The following is a 14,213-nucleotide window of genomic DNA, read 5'->3' as shown; positions in this document are numbered from 1 at the left end:
AACGGCGGCCCGGAGGCCGCCGTTTTCATCATGCAAAACCGCTCAACGCGTGGCGGCTTTCGGGGCGTCCTTGGCGGTCCACTGTTTCAACCAGGCGTTCACCGAGTCATGCCACTGCACGCTGTTGTGCGGCTTCAGTACCCAATGATTTTCGTCGGGGAAGTGCAGCAGCTGGCTGGGGATGCCGCGGCGCTGCAGCGCGGTGAACGCGCCTAGGCCCTGGGTGTCGGGGATGCGGAAATCCTTGGCCGAATGGATCACCAGCATCGGCACGCGCCAGTCCTTGACGTGGTTGAGCGGGTTGAACTTCTCGTAGTTCTCCGGGTGCTCGTACTGCGTGCCGCCGTTCTCGCGCTCCTCGAACCACAGCTCCTCGGTGTCGTAGTACATCGCGCGGGCGTCGAACACGCCGTCGTGGTCGACCAGGCACTTCCACGGCTGGTTCCACACGCCAGCCATCCAGTACACCATGTAGCCGCCGTAGCTGGCGCCGAGCGCGCAGGCGCGGTCGCCGTCGAGGAAGCTGTACTTGTCCAGCGCGGCCTTCCAGCCCAGCTTCAGGTCTTCCAGCGGCTTGCCGCCCCAGTCGCCGGAGATCGAGTCAGTGAACGCCTGGCCATAGCCGGTGGAGCCGTGGAAGTTCACCGTCACCACCGCGAAGCCCTGGCCGGCGTAGGTTTGCGGGTTCCAGCGGTAGCTCCAGCCGTTACTCATCGCGCCCTGCGGACCGCCGTGGATGATGAAGGCGACCGGGTAGGTCTTGCCCGGCTGGTAGTCGACCGGCTTCACCACGTAACCCTGCACGGTCTCGTTGTTCCAGCCCTTGAAGGTGAAGAACTCGGCGTCGCCTACCTTCGCGTTCTTCAGGTCCGCCGCATTGAAATGGGTGACCTGCTTCAGCCCGCTGCCGTCGGCGGCGGCGAGATAGACATCGGCCGGCCGCTTCAGATCGTCGCGGGTCAGCAGCAGTTTGCCGGCAGCCAGCGAGAAGCCGCCCACCGTGCCATCACCGACCAGCTGGCTGACCTTGCCGCTGGCCGCGTCGATCGCGAACAGCGGATGCTGGCCGTTGTCGTCGGCGGTGGCGTACAGCGTCTTGCCGTCGGCGGAAAGCGTCAAGCCGCCGGGCGAGCGATCCCAATTCGGATCCACCTCGTGCTTCGCGCCGCTGGCCAGGTCCAGCGCCATGATCGCGAAACGGTCGGCCTCGAAGCCCGGGGTCTTCATCGCCAGGTAGTACAGCGTCTTGCCGTCCGGCGAGGCCACCGGGTAGGCGTCCCACGCCTTGTTTTCGGCGGTGAGGTTCTTCGGTGCGGCCGAGCCATCCGCCGGCACGCTGTACACGTCGAAATTGGTCGACCACGACTCAGTAGTGCCGGCGACGCGCGCGTTGAAGTACACGGTCTTGCCATCCGGCGCGAAATTGAACTCGCTCTCGTCGCCAAACGGCTTGCTCGGCACATCGCCGTCGATGCCGCGGCTCAGCAGCCTGGGCTCACGCGCCAGCTGGCCCTTGCCATCGAAGCGGGCCACGAACAGCTGGTTGCGCCGACCATCGGCCCAGGTATCCCAGTGCCGCACGAACAGCTTGTCGTAGAGCGTGCCGCTGGCCTTATCCGTCGCGCGCGCATCGACGCGTTGCTGGGTGCACGCCAGCGTGGCGCAATCGGTGAACACCTCGTACGACAACAGCACCTGCTTGCCATCCGGCGACAGCTTGTAGCCACCAACGTCCAGCACCCCGTGGCTGACCTGCACGGCGGGAGCATGCTTGGCCAGGTTCAGGCCACCCTTGGCGCCCAGATCCACCCGCCACAACTGCGCCACGCCCTTGACCGGTGCCACGAAATACAGGCTGCGCCCATCCGCCGACCAGCGCGCCGAGCTGCCCTTCTCAACCACCTTTACCGGCTGGCCACCCTTGTCCAGGTCCAGCACATAGATCGCGCCGACGCCCTTGTTCGCGTCGTAGTCGGTGCTGCGCACGCCGAACGCCGCATGGTGCCCATCCGGCGACAGCTGCGGATCGCTGACCCGATCCATCATCACCAGATCGCGCACATTGAACGCATGCGCGCCTTTGGCCTTGACGAAGGTGGTATCCACGACGTCGCCCGCCATCGCGGGCACCGCCACCAGCGCGAGCAGCAGCGCGGCAATCAGAGGTTTCATGGGGTGGGTCCTTGGGTGGTGAAAGCGGTGACGGTAAGCGCCAAATCCGTCGCAAGCAAGTTCTGCCGTGATCGGCACGTGCGACGAACGCTATCGCGACGACTAGAGATCGTGGAAGCCCAGTCCTGTCGGCTTGCTCCATGCAGAGTCATCTTCCACGACGCCTACGCTGCCGGCAACACGAACTGAAATCCGCGCCCCTCAAGCTCCGTCAGCACACGGTCCAGCACTGCAACCGTGGTTGGCCTGCTATGCATCAGCAAGATCGAGTCGTTCCCGGTCTGCTCCATGCTCCAATAAAGAATCTGGCTCGGCTTCGTCAACCAACTGTCTTGACTGTTGGCATCCCACAAAACCTGACCCATGCCAGCCGATTGCACAATTCTCTCCACTCCGGGTGAGGTTTGACCAAACGGTGGTCGAAAGTAACGCGGTCGACGACCAGTCACACTCGCAATCCGCTCACTGCATCCATCGACCTGGCGCTGCAATGCGGAAAGATTCAATAGTGGGAGACGTGGATGATCGTAGCTGTGGTTACCGACGAGGTCACCAGCTTTCATGATCTCACTCAGCACGTGATCCGTTCGGCCATCAAGGCGATTGCAGACTACGAAAAATATCGCTGGGGCGTGATGTCGCTGCAGAATGCTCAGTATCTGCTCGTCCACACCACCGCCGTACGGGCCGTCATCGAAAGTCAAAACAGCATACTTGCGCCCCGTCAGCCAGTCGCCCGCCGTACGCCACACGGGATAGTTGAACGGCATGATGTCCTCTTGGCTCCTGCTCACCTTGAAGGACGGTGGCGGCAATCCACTTCCCGCAAAAGCCAAAAGGGCCGGAATCACTAGCAGGATCCCTATCACCATCGTAAGCAGGCGGACAGGTATCCGGATCGGCGCGAAGAGTATTTTTGGCAAGCTCATTGAATAGCACCGCCGGTTTCATTGTGGCGACTCATGGGATTCAAAAGGATGCTGTCCGGTCCGGGATCTGTTGGGCGGACCCTCGTGGATCCAGCCACGCCTCGACGTGGGCCTCGACCTGATGAGATTGCCAACTTCACTGCTTTCATCCACCGGACTTGAGGTATGCGAACACGGGAATCGCCTCGCGCCCTATGATTCCGTGACATCCATCTCACTACAGATCTTCCATGGGCATATTGTGTCAGCTCAACCCACAAATAGAGCATTTCCGGACGAGTTTGGTACAAAACGTGCCTGCCCCTCACGTACTCACAGGGGAGTCCACCATGTTGCGCCAGCGAATTTCCGCCGGTTTCACCTTGATCGAGCTGATGATCGTCGTGGCGATCATCGCGGTCCTTGCCGCTATCGCCATCCCGGCGTATCAGGACTACCTGATCCGGGCGCAAGTCACCGAAGGCTTGAGCCTGTCGAGCGGAGCCAAAGCGGCAGTGTGGGATTTCGTCTCCAACACCGGGCGGCTCCCCACTACGAACCAATCCGCGGGCCTTGCGAAAAACACCTCGATTACCGGCGACTACGTTTCCAGCGTGGACCTGGCCCCTGCCGGCAAGATTACGGTCGCATTCCACGGGCCCAGGGCAAACAGCAGCATCAAGAACAGTACGCTGGTGATTTCCGCCGTCACCCAGGCCGGCAGCATTACCTGGAGTTGTAATGGTGGAACGGTAGCGGACAAGTATCTGCCCGCGACCTGTCGCAAATAATTTCACCGCCACCTGCCATTGTCGTCGCATAAAGTGACAACAAACGTCACTAAGTGCCCGTTACAGACAGTGCACCACCATGCCGCCTCGATCACACTTCCATAATCCCATGGGTTATTTCGTCAAGGGTTGCGGGCTTTCGTGACCACGGGCACAATCCAAAGGCCCACAGTTGTGAGGGAATACACCTGCGGCAAACGTGGCATACAACCTGCTTGACTTTGCCGCGAGCTTCCTGGTCGTTCCGACCATGCGAATGGGGTCCAATCCCGCCTAGGGGGACACGGGACTGGGACTCAGGGGGCGTCACACGGTTAGCTAACCTAAAGACAGAGGAACCACCATGAAGAACATGCAGAAAGGCTTTACCCTGATCGAACTGATGATCGTGGTCGCGATCATCGCGATTCTCGCCGCCATCGCCATCCCGGCGTACCAGGATTACCTGATCCGCACGCAGGTGTCGGAAGGTGCAGTGCTGACCGACGGCGCCAAGACCGCCTTCGCGGAGTTCTACAGCAACAAGGGATCCATGCCCACCTCGAACGCCTCTGCCGGACTGGCCTCGGCCACGTCGATCACCGGCAAGTACGTCTCCGACGTTGCCGTGGCAGCCAGCGTTATCACGGCTACCTTCGGCAATGAAGCGAACACCAAGATTGCTAACAAGACGTTTGTACTTTCGCCGGTCATCAATGATGGCTCGATCGCTTGGTCGTGCACCCCGTCCACGGTGGATGCGAAGTACCTGCCCACTTCTTGCCGCAAGCCGTAATTTCTCGACATCATCGTTACACCGAAGGGCCGCCGCATGGCGGCCTTTCTTTTCGGATCATCACGATGCACGTTCGCTCCATGTGGGGACCACTGCTGACTGGATTGATGCTCGTCATGCTTACCGTGGCGATTTACTCTCCAGGTCTCCGCGGGAGCTTTCTGTTTGACGATTTCGCCAATCTGCCTGCGCTAGGTACAACCGGCCCAATCGACAATTGGCCGGCATTCTGGCGTTACATCACCTCCGGCACTGCCGACCCCACCGGACGCCCACTAACACTGCTGACGTTCCTGCTCGACGCACACGACTGGCCGGCAGACCCGTTCCCGTTCAAGCGCACCAACTTGATCCTGCACTTGATCAACGGGATCCTGCTCTACACCTTGCTGGCCCGGTTGGGTCGCTTGCTGGGCCACGGTGATCGCCAAGGCCGTATAGCCGGCCTGCTGGGAACCGCCCTCTGGCTGCTGCATCCTCTGCTGGTTTCCACCACGCTATACATCGTGCAGCGCGAGGCCATGCTCCCCGCCACCTGCACTCTCGTCGGCCTGTTGCTCTGGCTGCATGGCCGCAACCTGTTGACCCAAGGCAGAACCGTGGCCGGCCTGGCCTGGAGCGTGCTGGGCCTGGGCGGCTTCACTGTGCTGGGAATGCTGGCCAAGGCCAACGGCGTCTTGCTGCCGATATTCGCCCTGTTGATCGAAGCCGTCGTGCTATCACCACGGCATCCCATGCAGCGCGGCGACGCGCGCCAAGCGCACCGTCTAGCCCTCCTCGCACTTGGCGTCATTCCCGCGGCTGCCATCCTCGGTTACCTGTTCTGGACGGGTCTCCATGGCGTGCTTGCCGGAAGCCCGATCGGAATCCGTCCATGGAGCATGGGTCAGCGCCTGCTCACCGAGCCGCGCGTGCTGCTGGACTACCTGCAGTTGTTGTGGCTGCCACGCCCGTTCTCCAGCGGACTGTTCAATGACCAGTACGTCGCCTCGACCTCGTGGCTGCAGCCCGCCACGACGCTGCCCGCACTGCTGGCCGTGCTCGCCCTGATCGGGCTTGCCTGGTGGCAACGCCAGCGGCACTCCGCGCTCGCCCTGGCAACACTGTTCTACTTCGCGGGCCAACTGCTGGAATCCACCTCGATACCGCTGGAGCTTTATTTCGAGCATCGCAACTACCTGCCTGCCTTGCTGATGTTCTGGCCGCTCGGCCTGTGGCTGGCCGATGTACGCGAACTGCGCCCGCTCAAGTACGCCCTGATGCTGGTGCTGCCACTGGGCCTGGCCTGGATGACCCACGCCCGGGCTGAGCTGTGGGGTAACGAGCACAGCCAGGCGTTGCTGTGGGCCAAAATCAACCCTGCTTCGGCGCGCGCCCAGACCAATGCTGCCCAGATCGAGATGCAGGCGGAGCGACCGCAAGCGGCCATCTTGCGCCTGGAAAAACTGCTTGCGCATCAGCCAAACCAAGTGCAACTCGCCTTCAACCTGATCGGCGCGCGCTGCATGACCGGCGGCATCACGACGACCGATCTCGCTGCGGCGCAGGTTGCCATGCAGGGCACGCCGAACACCGGCACCTTGTTCGCTAACTGGTTCGAGCGCACGATGCCCGTGGCGCTTTCAGGCGAATGCCCAGGGCTGACCGCGGGAGACCTGCAGGAGCTGATCGATACCGGATTGAAGAATCCGAAACTGTCTGCTGCAGGACCCCAACAGGATCTAACCTATCTGCGAGGCAAGATTGCCTTGGCGGAGGGCCAGCCGGACACGGCGTTGACCGACTTCACCCATGCACTCGACCTCCAGGTACGACCCGGCATGGCTCTCGAGGCTGCCGCGACCCTCGGTCGCGCCGGCTATCCGACATACGGCTTGCGCCTGCTCGACCACTACAAGGCTGTCAGCGGGAGCGCCATGGAAACCGGCTTCGGCATGCCATGGCTGCACGCATGGGTGCTCGAGCGTCAGCACTACTGGCGACATGAACTGGATCACCTGCGAACCCAGCTCACCCTCGACGCGAAGGCGGGCTCGGGGAATACTCCCAAACATTCCTCCCAATCGGGTATGCCAGATTGATGCTCTTTTCTCGCCGACCCCAATGGCGCCTTCTGGTACTGATTATCGCCTGTGCCGTCACCCTGGCCATCTACTGGCCCGGACTCTCCGGCGGATTCCTGTTCGACGACTACCCTAATATCGTCGACAACAAGGCCGTGCAGCCAGTCGATGCCAGCCTGCCATCATTGTTCGCCGCCGCGCTGTCCTCGCCATCCAGCGAGTTCAAGCGGCCGTTGGCATCGTTAAGCTTCGCAGCCAACTATCTCGTCACAGGCCTTGATCCGTACTGGATGAAACTGACCAACCTGATCATTCATCTGTTGAACGGACTGTTGACGTTTTTGCTGGCAAATACCCTTCTCCGGTCGATTCCCATAAATCAAAAAAACAGCGGCAGCATTGTTGCCGCGTTGATTGCCGGCGGATGGATGTTGCTTCCGATCAACGTCACTGGCGTGCTGTACGTGGTGCAGCGCATGGAGAGTCTAGCCAACCTGTTCGTCTTGCTCGGCCTCCTAGGCTACGTCATCGGTCGTCGCCGCATGCTTGGACTGACATCTACCGCGCCCACCACCTCATCCATTGCTCGCAGGGAATGGCTGCGGAGGCTGAGTCACTTTTCGCCAAGCACCCGCGGCTTCATCCTCTGCCTCATCAGCATCAGCGTCCCCACCGCTATCGGCATCCTGGCAAAGGAAACCGCCGTGATGCTGCCGCTATACGCGCTGCTGATCGAATGGGCGCTATTCCACTTTCGCAAACCGCAGGAATTGTCAGCGCCTCCCGAAGAAGGCGGCACAAAAACTCGGCGTCGTGACTTCCGCATCGTCGGCATGTTCCTGTTGGTTCTGGTCGTGCCCATGGTCCTCGGCTTGGCACGGCTGCTCCCTGGCATTCTGAAAGCGGAAACTTGGGCCACCCGCGACTTCACCCTGAGCACCCGCTTGCTCAGCGAAGCGCGCATCGTGGTCGACTACATTGTCTGGACACTGCTGCCAACACCAGGTGCGTTGTCGTTCTATCACGATGATTTCCGCATATCGACTGGACTGCTGGCCCCGTGGACTACGCTTGCCAGCATTGCAGTTCTTGCCGCCCTGATTGCGCTGGCCTGGTGGCTACGCCCGCGTCGCCCGCTGGCTGCACTTGGTGTCGCCTTGTTTCTTGGCTGCCAGCTGCCAACCGGCACCATCCTTCCGCTGGAACTGATCTACGAACATCGCAACTACTTCGCCAGCTTCGGCCTGCTGTTGGCTATCGTGCCGCTGCTCGCTGTTCCGCGTGGTCGGCCTTTCGCTCTGCCCCATCATGCGCTGTTGGTCGGATTGATGCTTTGCTGGACGGCACTCACGGCATTCACCGCCTACGCCTGGAGCAACCCGCTGCGACTGGCGGAAGATCTGGCGATCCGCGCTCCACAATCACCCCGAGCCCAGTACGAACTCGGCCGTACCTACATCATCTATTCGCACTACGACCCTCTCTCACCCTTCACCAAGCTGGCTTATGCGCCACTGGAAAAATCCGCGGCACTCCCCTATTCGTCGATCCTGCCGGAGCAGGCGCTGATCTTCATGAACTCACGCATGCATCTGCCACTGAAGGATGATTGGTGGGACAGCATGATTGCCAAGCTGAAAGCACACAAACCAGGCGTACAGGACGAGAGTTCACTGGGTGCGCTGACTCAATGTGTGCGCGAACAACACTGCGACCTCCCGGCGGATCGGATGATCGAGTCATTCGGAGCAGCTCTCTCTCACCCCAGCCCCAGCGCCCGTTTACTCGCCACATACGGCGATTACGCATGGAACGTGCTGGATGACCATGAGCTGGGCGAACGCATGACTAAGGAGGCTGTCAAAATCAGCCCGAACGAACCTGCTTACCAGATCACTCTGATTCGCATGCTGGCCGTACAAGGCCGCGACGCGGAAGCCGAGTTGGCGCTGAAGAAACTGACTGCCTTGAACATAGGCGGAAGACTGGATCAAGATCTGTCCACATTGCGCGCATTGCCAGGGCTGCGTTGATCGCTACCCGTTCCGGGCCGGCAGAGGGATTTCATTCCCTCGCAGACCATTTATCCTTGAGCTTTGACCATCAGGCCATCGGCTAAGCTAGGTTCTCATGAAAGCAGTCATCCTCGCCGGAGGTCTGGGCACGCGGATCAGCGAAGAAACCACCGTGCGCCCCAAGCCGATGATCGACATCGGTGGCAAGCCGGTGCTCTGGCACATTCTGAAGATCTACTCGCAGCACGGCATCAACGACTTCATCATCTGCCTGGGCTACAAGGGCTACATGGTCAAGGAGTACTTCGCCAATTATTTCCTACACACGTCGGACGTCACCTTTGACTTGGCCAACAACCGCATGGACGTGCACCAGCAGCATGCCGAGCCGTGGCGGGTCACGCTGGTTGATACCGGCGACCAGACACAGACCGGTGGACGTCTGAAGCGGGTCGAAAACTATCTGGATGGCGAGACGTTCTGCTTCACCTACGGCGACGGTCTCGCTGACATCGACATCACGGCACAGCTGGCCTTCCACAAGACCAGGGCCGGCCTGGCCACCATGTGCGCGGTGCAGCCACCGGGCCGCTTCGGCGCCATCGACATCCAGGACAACCGGATCACCCGCTTCGAGGAAAAGCCTTCCGGCGATGGCTCGTGGATTAATGGCGGCTTTTTCATTCTTGAGCCCGGTGTATTCGACTACATCAAGAGTGACGCCACGATATGGGAACGCGACCCGCTGGAGGCGCTTGCGCGCGATGGCCAGCTTTCCGCGTACATGCACGCCGGCTTCTGGCAGCCAATGGATACGCTACGTGACAAGCTGAAACTTGAGGAACTCTGGCAAAGCGGCCGTGCCCCATGGAAAGTCTGGCCTTGAACAATCTATTTGGAGGTGTCTACGCCGGTCGCCGGGTACTGGTCACTGGGCACACCGGTTTCAAAGGTTCGTGGCTTTGCCTGTGGCTGACCGCACTGGGCGCACGCGTTACCGGTCTGGCACTCGCGCCGGACACAGAGCCGGCGCACTGGAAGTTGCTTGGACTGCACAACGTGCGCGACCTGCAGGTGGATCTGCGCGACGCCTCTGCGGTACGACAAACCCTGGAGCTGACCGCGCCGGAAATCATCTTCCATCTGGCAGCGCAGCCGCTGGTTCGGCGCAGCTATCGCGAGCCGGTCAGCACCTTTGACACCAACGTACTCGGCTTGGTCAACCTGCTTGAGGCTGTGCGCGCCACGCCGTCGGTGCGCGCTCTCGTCAACGCCACCACCGACAAGGTCTACTTGGAGCAGGCCACCGTAGCCGGTTATCGAGAAGATCACCCACTGGGTGGGCATGATCCCTACAGCACCTCCAAGGCCTGCGCCGAACTGGTGACGGAGTGCTACCGCAAGAGCTTCTTCAACGGCTCCGGACCACGTGTCGCCACGGCACGCGCAGGCAATGTCATCGGCGGTGGCGATTGGTCGCAGGACCGGCTGGTGCCGGATCTGGTGCGCGCCGCCTCCAGCGGTTCAACGCTGCAGATTCGAAATCCTGAGGCCATCCGGCCATGGCAGCACGTACTTGAACCGCTGTCAGGTTATCTGCGGCTGGGTCAGCAGTTGCTCGCGGGAAAACCAGTCGAGGGACCATGGAACTTCGGTCCTGCCGCCGACGCCACGCTGCCGGTGCAGGCGCTGGTTGCGCTGATGCAGTCGCACTGGCCGCAACTGCGCAGCGAACATCAGCAGGGGCCACACCTGCACGAGGCTGGGCTCTTGCGGCTGGATGCTTCCAAGGCGGCACAGCAACTGGGGTGGCGCCCAGTGTGGAACGCACAGACCACACTGCAGTCGACCATCCAGTGGTATCGCGACTATTACGAGCGCGGCCACCTGTGCAGCCGTGAGAACCTGCAGACCTACATCGAGGCCGCCCGCATGGCGGGGCTGGAGTGGGCCGCATGAAGTTCCACTCGACACCCCTGGCCGGTCTCAGCCTGATCGAAACGACACGCGTCGAGGACGAACGTGGCCAGTTCTCGCGATTGTTCTGCGAGGCCGAGTGCGCCACGATTCGACCTGGCCTGCACTGGAGCCAGATCAACCTCTCTCGGACCTATGACAAGGGCACCGTCCGCGGTATGCATTTCCAGTATCCACCGGCCACCGAGGCCAAATTGATCCGCTGTCTGCGCGGTCGCGTGTTCGACGTAGCGGTCGACCTGCGTGTCGAATCACCCACCTATCTGTGCTGGCATGGCATCGAGCTGGACGAAGACGGGGCGACACAGTTCTTCATTCCGGAAGGCTTTGCGCATGGTTTTCAGGCGCTGACCGACGACGCGCAACTGCTCTACCTGCATACCGCGGCGTGGAACCGTGAACAGGAAGGCGGACTGCGCCATGATGATCCCGCTATAGCCATTACCTGGCCGCTGCCGGTGACACGGATCTCGACCAAGGATCGGCAATGGCCATTGGTAAAAGAGAGTAGGTTCGCGGGAATCCAACCATGAAATGTCGCCACTGCGCTACGCCGTTGCAAGATATCTTCCTCGACCTCGGCAGTGCGCCGCCCTCCAATGCGTTCCTGACCGCGGACACGCTCGGCGCGCCGGAAGCCTGGTTTCCGCTGAAATTGTTCACCTGCCGTAACTGTCTGCTGGTGCAGGTGGATGAGGTGCAATCGCACGCCAAACTATTCGCCCCGGACTACGTTTACCACTCATCGTTCTCGCGCTCCTGGCTCGCGCATGCCGAACGCTATGTCGAACACGCGGCTGCCCGACTGAAGCTGGGTCGCGACAGCCTGGTGATGGAGATCGCGTCCAACGACGGCTATCTGCTGCAATACGTAGCCGCGCGCGGTATCCCCTGTATCGGCATCGAGCCCACCACCGGTACGGCAAACGTTGCGCGGCAAAGGGGGATCGAGACGCTGGAGCGCTTCTTTGGCCGTGACTTTGCCGCGGAGTTCGTGCGCGAACGACGGACCGCCGATCTGATCGTGGCAAACAATGTGCTGGCCCACGTGCCCGACATCAACGACTTTGTCGCCGGGTTGGCGCTGGCGTTGGCTGCCGAGGGTTCGATCACGGTCGAGTTTCCGCACCTGATGGAGTTGGTCGCGAAGCACCAGTTCGACACCGTCTATCACGAGCACTTTTCCTACTTTTCCTTTCACACGGCGCGCCGGATCTTCGCGGCGCAAGGTTTGAAGATATGGAATGTGGAACAACTTCCAACGCATGGTGGCTCGCTGCGCCTCTGGGCAGCGCATGCCAACAGCCGGCATACCGAAACACCAGCCGTGTCGGCACTGCTGCGCATCGAGGCTGACGCAGGCATGCAGGACAGCGCCTATTATCAAGGCTTCCAGGCGCAGGCCGATGCGGTCAAGAACGATTGCCTGGGCTTCCTGCTGGAGCAGCGACGCGCCGGGCGCCGCGTCGCCGGCTACGGCGCGGCCGCCAAGGGAAATACGTTGCTTAACTACGCCGGGGTGCGCCCGGATCTGCTGCCCTACGTGATCGACGCCTCGCCGCACAAGCAGGGGCACTGGCTGCCGGGGTCACGAATACCCGTCGTCGCCGAGTCGCGCCTGCGCGAAGAACGGCCTGATTTCGTGCTGATCCTGCCGTGGAACCTGCGCGAGGAAATCACGGCCCAGCTCAGCTACATCCGGGAATGGGGTGGCCAGTTTGTTGTCGCCGTCCCACAATTGGCCATTCTATGAACGACGCCGCAACCTCTCGGATCTACTACACCAAGCCATCGATCACCACGCTGGAAATCGGCTATGCCACCGATGCCGCAAGCAATGGCTGGGGTGAACGCTGCTACGACTACATCCACCGCTTCGAAGCGATGTTTCGTCAACACCTGGATGTGAAGCACGCCATCGCCACCTCGAGCGCCACCGGTGCGCTGCATATCGGCATGGCTGCGATGGGTATCGGCGCAGGTGACGAGGTGGTGCTCGGCGATATCAACTGGATCGCCTCGGCGGCACCCATCATCCATCTTGGCGCAAAGCCCGTACTGGTCGACGTACTAGCCGACAGCTGGTGCCTCGATCCGGCGGCGGTGGAGGCGGCGATCACGCCAAAAACCAAGGCCATCCTCGCGGTGCATCTATACGGAAACCTGTGCGAGCTGGATGCGTTGCGGGAAATAGGTCGGCGTCACGGCGTTCCCGTCATCGAGGACGCCGCGGAGGCGATCGGCTCAGTCTGGCATGGACATCGCGCCGGCTCCATGGGCATCTTCGGCGCGTTCTCCTTCCACGGCACCAAGACCGTGACCACCGGCGAAGGAGGCATCTTTGTCACCAACGACGATGCGCTGTACGAAAAGGCACTGACCTTATCCAACCATGGTCGTGCACGCGGGGAGACGCGGCAGTTCTGGCCCGAGACGATCGGCTTCAAGTACAAGATGTCGAACCTGCAGGCAGCAATCGGCTGCGGCCAGATGGAGCGCATTGAGGAACTGATCGCAGGCAAGCGCAGGGTCTTCGAGTACTACCAAAACGCATTGCATAATCTGCCCCTGCGCATGAACCCCGAGGCCGCAGGCACTGTTAATGGCTACTGGATGCCAACCATCGTTGTCGATGACAACGTGCCGTTTGACCGTGCAGCGCTGCTGGATGCCTTCAAGGCAGACCACATCGACGGCCGCGTGTTCTTCTGGCCGCTGTCGTCGCTGCCCTCGTTCAAGCCACATCCAGAGCATGCCGTGAGTTATTCACTGTCAGACAGGGCAATGAACTTGCCCAGCTATCACGACATGACGGATGAGGAGCAGGATCGCGTCATCGCCTGTGTGGGTAGGCTGCTGGTGCCGGGGTCATGAAGGATGTGATCATTTGGGGTGGGGCGGGTCATGCGCGCGTGCTCCGCGAGGCCTTGCCACCCTCCGATTTCCAGGTGATTGCCGTTTTTGACAACCGGCCAATCCCTTCCCCGTTTCCCGATGTTCCGATTTACCTCGGCCAGGAGGGATTCCACTCATGGCAGGCAAGCCGAACCGGAGCTGGCCAGGTTCACGTCTGCGTGGCGATCGGAGGTAGCAGGGGAAGTGATCGCCTGTTCCTTTTGGAGTGGCTTCAGCAGCAAGGCATGCAGCCACTGACCGTGATACATCCTCGCGCTTTCGTCGCAAGCGACGCCAAAATTGGCAAGGGTGCTCAAATTCTGGCGATGTCGGCCGTTTGCTCCAATGCAACCCTTGGTTGCGCGGTCATCGTCAACACGTCCGCTTCGATCGATCATGATTGTGTGATCGGCGATGGCGTCCATGTTGGCCCCGGGGCGAATCTGGCAGGCGAAGTTCGCGTTGACGAGTATGCGTTTATCGGTGCCGGAGCCGTTGTCTTGCCACGACTTAAAATTGGCCGCTCGGCAATCGTCGGTGCGGGCGCCGTGGTGATTCGCGACGTCGCGGCTGATGAGGTCGTGGTGGGCAATCCCGCAACAGGGCTTTGACGCTGA

At 61.2% G+C, this 14,213-nt stretch carries 12 protein-coding genes; 10 read left to right on the top strand and 2 right to left on the bottom strand.

The window, feature by feature from the left end:
- Window positions 1-42: 42 nt before the first annotated feature.
- Window positions 43-2,172: a dipeptidyl-peptidase 5 gene (locus ABD024_RS04365; protein ID WP_343850079.1), complete on the bottom strand. Its 2,130-nt coding sequence runs from the start codon at window positions 2,170-2,172 to the stop codon at window positions 43-45.
- A gap of 164 nt (window positions 2,173-2,336) precedes the next feature.
- Window positions 2,337-3,101, bottom strand: coding sequence for a polysaccharide deacetylase family protein (locus ABD024_RS04360; protein ID WP_343850077.1), 765 nt, complete (start codon window positions 3,099-3,101; stop codon window positions 2,337-2,339).
- 329 nt (window positions 3,102-3,430) lie between these two features.
- On the opposite strand from ABD024_RS04360, the gene ABD024_RS04355 reads away from it, so the two are divergent.
- The 10 genes from ABD024_RS04355 (at window position 3,431) to ABD024_RS04310 (ending at window position 14,207) form a co-directional block, all read left to right on the top strand.
- Window positions 3,431-3,871: a pilin gene (locus ABD024_RS04355; RefSeq protein WP_343850075.1), complete on the top strand. Its 441-nt coding sequence runs from the start codon at window positions 3,431-3,433 to the stop codon at window positions 3,869-3,871.
- Window positions 3,872-4,214: 343 nt separating this feature from the next.
- The gene (locus ABD024_RS04350; RefSeq protein ID WP_343850073.1) at window positions 4,215-4,646 is read left to right on the top strand and encodes a pilin; all 432 of its coding nucleotides are present in this window, start codon (window positions 4,215-4,217) and stop codon (window positions 4,644-4,646) included.
- Window positions 4,647-4,726: 80 nt separating this feature from the next.
- On the top strand, window positions 4,727-6,727 hold the full coding sequence (locus tag ABD024_RS04345) for a tetratricopeptide repeat protein (RefSeq protein ID WP_343850071.1): 2,001 nt from the start codon (window positions 4,727-4,729) through the stop codon (window positions 6,725-6,727).
- Window positions 6,727-8,742, top strand: a complete 2,016-nt coding sequence (locus ABD024_RS04340) for a hypothetical protein (RefSeq protein ID WP_343850069.1) — start codon at window positions 6,727-6,729, stop codon at window positions 8,740-8,742. Before ABD024_RS04345 ends, ABD024_RS04340 begins: the two co-directional genes overlap by 1 nt.
- 97 nt (window positions 8,743-8,839) lie before the next feature.
- The gene (gene rfbF / locus ABD024_RS04335; RefSeq protein WP_343850067.1) at window positions 8,840-9,610 is read left to right on the top strand and encodes a glucose-1-phosphate cytidylyltransferase; all 771 of its coding nucleotides are present in this window, start codon (window positions 8,840-8,842) and stop codon (window positions 9,608-9,610) included.
- Window positions 9,607-10,683, top strand: a complete 1,077-nt coding sequence (gene rfbG, locus ABD024_RS04330) for a CDP-glucose 4,6-dehydratase (RefSeq protein WP_343850065.1) — start codon at window positions 9,607-9,609, stop codon at window positions 10,681-10,683. The genes rfbF and rfbG overlap by 4 nt, the downstream gene beginning before the upstream one ends.
- On the top strand, window positions 10,680-11,234 hold the full coding sequence (rfbC, locus tag ABD024_RS04325; protein WP_343850063.1) for a dTDP-4-dehydrorhamnose 3,5-epimerase: 555 nt from the start codon (window positions 10,680-10,682) through the stop codon (window positions 11,232-11,234). The genes rfbG and rfbC overlap by 4 nt, the downstream gene beginning before the upstream one ends.
- The gene (locus ABD024_RS04320; RefSeq protein WP_343850060.1) at window positions 11,231-12,454 is read left to right on the top strand and encodes a methyltransferase domain-containing protein; all 1,224 of its coding nucleotides are present in this window, start codon (window positions 11,231-11,233) and stop codon (window positions 12,452-12,454) included. Before rfbC ends, ABD024_RS04320 begins: the two co-directional genes overlap by 4 nt.
- Window positions 12,451-13,575, top strand: coding sequence for a DegT/DnrJ/EryC1/StrS family aminotransferase (locus tag ABD024_RS04315; RefSeq protein ID WP_343850058.1), 1,125 nt, complete (start codon window positions 12,451-12,453; stop codon window positions 13,573-13,575). Before ABD024_RS04320 ends, ABD024_RS04315 begins: the two co-directional genes overlap by 4 nt.
- Complete coding sequence (locus ABD024_RS04310) at window positions 13,572-14,207, top strand: acetyltransferase (RefSeq protein WP_343850056.1); 636 nt, start codon at window positions 13,572-13,574, stop codon at window positions 14,205-14,207. The genes ABD024_RS04315 and ABD024_RS04310 overlap by 4 nt, the downstream gene beginning before the upstream one ends.
- Window positions 14,208-14,213: the final 6 nt, after the last annotated feature.

It is taken from the genome of Rhodanobacter soli, from assembly GCF_039523495.1.
Lineage (GTDB): Bacteria > Pseudomonadota > Gammaproteobacteria > Xanthomonadales > Rhodanobacteraceae > Rhodanobacter > Rhodanobacter soli.
Note: the sequence above shows the minus strand (reverse complement) of the source record. Positions and strands in the feature narration are given on the sequence as shown.

Excerpts from the sequence above, each read along its gene's own strand:
- rfbC (WP_343850063.1), top strand. The coding sequence starts at position 10,680 with ATGAAGTTCCACTCGACACCCCTGGCCGGTCTCAGCCTGATCGAAACG.
- ABD024_RS04345 (WP_343850071.1), top strand. The coding sequence starts at position 4,727 with ATGTGGGGACCACTGCTGACTGGATTGATGCTCGTCATGCTTACCGTG.
- rfbF (WP_343850067.1), top strand. The coding sequence starts at position 8,840 with ATGAAAGCAGTCATCCTCGCCGGAGGTCTGGGCACGCGGATCAGCGAA.
- ABD024_RS04365 (WP_343850079.1), bottom strand. The coding sequence starts at position 2,172 with ATGAAACCTCTGATTGCCGCGCTGCTGCTCGCGCTGGTGGCGGTGCCC.
- ABD024_RS04310 (WP_343850056.1), top strand. The coding sequence starts at position 13,572 with ATGAAGGATGTGATCATTTGGGGTGGGGCGGGTCATGCGCGCGTGCTC.
- ABD024_RS04355 (WP_343850075.1), top strand. The coding sequence starts at position 3,431 with ATGTTGCGCCAGCGAATTTCCGCCGGTTTCACCTTGATCGAGCTGATG.
- ABD024_RS04360 (WP_343850077.1), bottom strand. The coding sequence starts at position 3,101 with ATGAGCTTGCCAAAAATACTCTTCGCGCCGATCCGGATACCTGTCCGC.
- ABD024_RS04320 (WP_343850060.1), top strand. The coding sequence starts at position 11,231 with ATGAAATGTCGCCACTGCGCTACGCCGTTGCAAGATATCTTCCTCGAC.
- ABD024_RS04315 (WP_343850058.1), top strand. The coding sequence starts at position 12,451 with ATGAACGACGCCGCAACCTCTCGGATCTACTACACCAAGCCATCGATC.
- ABD024_RS04350 (WP_343850073.1), top strand. The coding sequence starts at position 4,215 with ATGAAGAACATGCAGAAAGGCTTTACCCTGATCGAACTGATGATCGTG.
- ABD024_RS04340 (WP_343850069.1), top strand. The coding sequence starts at position 6,727 with ATGCTCTTTTCTCGCCGACCCCAATGGCGCCTTCTGGTACTGATTATC.